The organism is Sphingomonas sp. (assembly GCF_031380695.1).
Classification (GTDB): Bacteria; Pseudomonadota; Alphaproteobacteria; order Sphingomonadales; family Sphingomonadaceae; genus Sphingomicrobium.
The window spans coordinates 1-3872 of sequence record NZ_JANMWY010000186.1 but is presented as its reverse complement, the minus strand read 5'-3'; the positions used below and the strand labels follow the sequence as shown (position 1 = coordinate 3872).

Here is a 3872-nt window from a genome sequence, read left to right as displayed (position 1 = left end):
GATCCCTCGTCGGTCCATACTTGCGCATAAGCGTGCGCGCTTTTCTTGGGCCGGGTGCGCAGCACGATACCATGGAGAATCGGCCACCACGCGATCGGCGGGATTTCGATCACCCTGCGGTCGCTCAGGAACTCGGCGAGATAGCGCCGCACCGCCGCCGGATCGGGCGCATCGGGCGTGCCGAGGTTGATCAATAGGACGCCAACCTTGGGATCGGGAATCTTGGGATGGTCTGCGGGTGGCTGCATCACGCCGCCCTGACGTCGAACGGCAAGCTGCGCAAGCGCCGTCCCGATCCGGCGGCGATGGCATTGGCGACGGCGGCGGCGAGTACGGTCGAGGCGAGCCCCGAAACGCCGCCAGGTGGCTCGTTCGACGGGATCAGCTCGACCTCGATCTTCGGGGTCGCCGCCAGTCGGTTGAGGCCGAGACTGCGCAGCGGCCGCGCGCGCGGCATCCCGGCAACTATCTCGGGCGCGGGAGCGGTCGCCAGCTGCAGTGCCGACAGCAGCCCGCCCTCGATCTGCTGGCGCACCAGGCCGGGGTTGATCGCCCGGCCGACATCGACCGCCGCCACCAGCCGCTCCACGACGATCCGCTGGTCGGGTCCGACATGGGCCTGGGCGAGCAGCCCGATGTGCGATCCGAAGGCGCTGGCACAGGCAAGGCCCATCGTGCTGCCCGACGCACCCCCGTCCCACTGGCCGATCGCCGCCGCCGCCATGATCGCGCGCGCCAGCCGGACATTGCCGCCGAGCATGCCGATGCGAAACGCCAGCGGCTCGCTGCCAAGCGCCCGCGCCACCTCGTCGATGAAGCTTTCGGTGACGAACCCCGCCAGCGCTTCGAACCCGCCGCGCAGATATCCGGTCTGGATCGGCACCTTCGCCGCCACCCGGTCGATGCGGATCGTCGGGATGCCATAGGGCGGTACCGCCGACCCGACCTCGGCCGCCGGATGCGGTGCCCCCGCCAGCCGCGCCAGCGCACCCTCCAGCCCGGGCTCGGTCACCAGCCGCGCATTCCACGCCTCTATCGTCCCGCCGGGCGCGGGCAGCGCCGCCATCCGCGCGGCCAGCGGCGGGCGCGGCCGGTCGTGATTGGCACCGGTCGACGTCGGGATGGTCAGTTGCACCGGTCGCGCCGCGCGCTTCGCCAGCGCGACCACGATGCCGACCGCGTCGGCGTCGATCGCCCGCCCGGAATCGCTGCCGACCGCCATCGGGTAGAAAACGACTTGGCCGACCGACATTCCGGCCTCTCGCGCGGCAGCGGCGCGGGCGAATTCGCTCGCCAGCGCGGGCGCCCACACTTCCAGCCGGTCGCCGCTGAACCATGCCGTCGCGCACAGTGGCTCGAGCCCGAAATGCTGGCCCGGCGCCACGCTGTAATTGGCGACCAGCGGACGCGAACCGGCGACGGTGGCGGAATAATCGCCGCGCTCGAAGGCCGTGGTCGCGTCGCCATGGTCGAGCGCGGCATTGAGCGCCGCCGAGATGGTCGACGTATTCGCATCGGACGGACCAGTGAAGCGCGGGCTGGCCACGACCAGCGCCCGCTCCGCCGCCGCCCAGGTCTCGCCGACGGCCGCCAGCCAGCCGTCGCCGATTACGACATCGCGTACTCCTGCAACCCGCCGCGCCGTCGTCTCCGCGAATCCCGTCAGTCGCCCGCCCGGCGGCGCAATGCGTAGCGATGCGAACACCATTCCCGGCAGGCGCACATCGGCGGCAAACCGCAGCGATCCGTCGCTCTTTGGCGGAAGGTCGAGGCGGGGCAGGGGCTGTCCGGCCAGCTTGCCCGTCCCCACTGCCCGCAGCGCCACCGGATTGGGCGGCGATCGGTTCGCGGCATCGGCGGCAACCTTTCCGAACTCGATCCGCTTGCCCTCATGGATCACCGATCCGTCCTGCGTATCGCACTCCGCCTCGGGCACATCCCAGGCCTTGGCCGCCGCGCCGATCAGCATCGCCCGCGCCGCCGCCGCCGCATTCCGCAACGGCGCTTCGAACGCGCGAACGCTGGTCGATCCCGCCGTCACCCGCAGCCGCGCCCGCGTTTCCCGAACATTCCACGGCTTGAGCCCGGCGATATCGATCAGCGGGTTGGCATAGAGCGGCGACGACGGCGCTGGTTCAACCGCCATCTGCTCCCACGTCGCGCCCAGTTCGTCGGCGACGATCTGCGCCAGCCCGGTCCATGTCCCTTGCCCAGTCTCCGCCTGCGGCACCGCCAGCGTGATGCGCCCGCTCTCCGCGACCTTCAGAAACGGCCCGAGCACGGCTTCCCTGTCGCGTCCGCGCAAGGCCCCGCCATAAATGCGTGGCCATGCTGCCAGCGCGACGACCAGCCCCACGCCGGCACCGCCACCGATCAGCAGGGTCCGACGGTCGATCGGGGGCAGCCCGCCTTTCAACGCGCGAAATTCGCCCTGAGCGTGACCCGGTCGATCTTGCCCGTGCCCAGCTTGGGCAGTTCGGTCGCCGAGAAGCTGATCCGTTCTGGCACCTTGAACGCGGCGAGACGGGTCGCCAGGAAGGCGCGCAGCTCAGCTTCGTCGAGCTTGTGGCCGTCGGCGACATGGACGACCGCGACCGGCACTTCGCCCAGCCGTTCGTCGGGCGTTCCGAAGACCGACGCCTCGCCGACCGCCGGGCAGGCGTAGAGTGCCGCCTCGACCTCGGCGCAGGCGATATTCTCGCCACCCCGAATGATGATGTCCTTCTTGCGGTCGACGATAAACAGATAGCCGTCCTCATCGAGATAGCCGATGTCGCCGGTGCGCAGAAAATGGTCGGGCGTGAACGCTTCGGCGGTAGCAGCCGGATTGCGCCAATATTCACGAATGTTCGCCGCCGAGCGAATGCCGACCTCGCCGCGCTCACCGACCGGCAGGACCCGGTCAGCGGGGCCGAGGATCTCAACCTCGACGAATGGCGTCTGCGCCCGTCCGGTCGACGACGGCTTGTCGGCATAGTTGCTCCAGAAATTGGAGCAGCCGACCGCGTTGGTTTCGGTCAGACCATAGCCCAGCGCCGGCTGGGCATTGGGGAAGTCATGCCGCAGCCGCGCAACATGGCTGACCGGACGCGGCGCTCCGCCGGCCGTGATGTCGGTCAGCGACGATAGTTCATACTGATCACGGTCGGGGTGGTTTATCAGCTCCAGGCTCATCGTCGGAACCCCGACGAAATAGGTGATTTTCTCCCGTTCGATCAATTTCATCGCCTCGAGGGCGTCCCACTTGTGCATGATCACCATGCCGCGCCCGATGACGAAGCTGTTGAGCATCAGCGGCACTTCGCCGGTCACGTGGAAAAAGGGCACGCTGACCAGCGTACGCGGAGGATTGACCGGCGGCCGCCCGTCCTTCGTCAGGATGCCGAGCAGCGTCAGCAGCCCGGTCGCGTAGGCATAAACCCCGGTCGTCACCGCGCGGTGGGTCGACAGCGCACCCTTGGCCTCGCCGGTCGATCCGGAGGTGAACAGGATCGTCGCCGGATCTTCGGGGCCGACCGTGGGGAGGGGCGCTGTGCCCGCGCCTGCCAGCAACGGGGCGAGCGCCCCATCGAGACGCTGTTCGATCGGCAGGGTGACGACGCTCCATGCGCCGGGTGCAGCGGCGATCCGCGCGGCGCGGGGGGCGTCGGCGATGATCAGCACCGGCTCGGTCAGGCGCAGCGCGTGGGCGAGTTCCTCCGCCTGCCACCAGCCGTTGATCAGCGTCGCGATTCCGCCTGCTTTCAGCACGGCCATATAGGTCACGACCCACGCCGGGCAGTTGCGCATGGCGATGGCGACGCGATCCCCCTTCATTACGCCGCGCGCGACCAGCGCCGGGGCGAGTCGGTCGGCCCAGCTGTTCAGTTCGG

3 protein-coding genes are annotated in these 3872 nt (G+C 69.4%); all 3 read right to left on the bottom strand.

Going from position 1 to position 3872, the window contains the following annotated elements; genetic code table 11:
• Positions 1–248, bottom strand: a 248-nt coding sequence (locus RMN84_RS06900; RefSeq protein WP_309611447.1) for a ferrochelatase, incomplete at its 3' end; no start/stop codon positions are given.
• Entirely contained in the window at positions 248–2416 is a 2169-nt protein-coding gene (locus RMN84_RS06895) for a molybdopterin cofactor-binding domain-containing protein (protein WP_309611446.1), read from the bottom strand. The genes RMN84_RS06895 and RMN84_RS06900, both read right to left, overlap by 1 nt.
• On the bottom strand, positions 2413–3872 hold a 1460-nt coding region (locus tag RMN84_RS06890), incomplete at its 5' end, for a class I adenylate-forming enzyme family protein (RefSeq protein ID WP_309611445.1). The genes RMN84_RS06895 and RMN84_RS06890, both read right to left, overlap by 4 nt.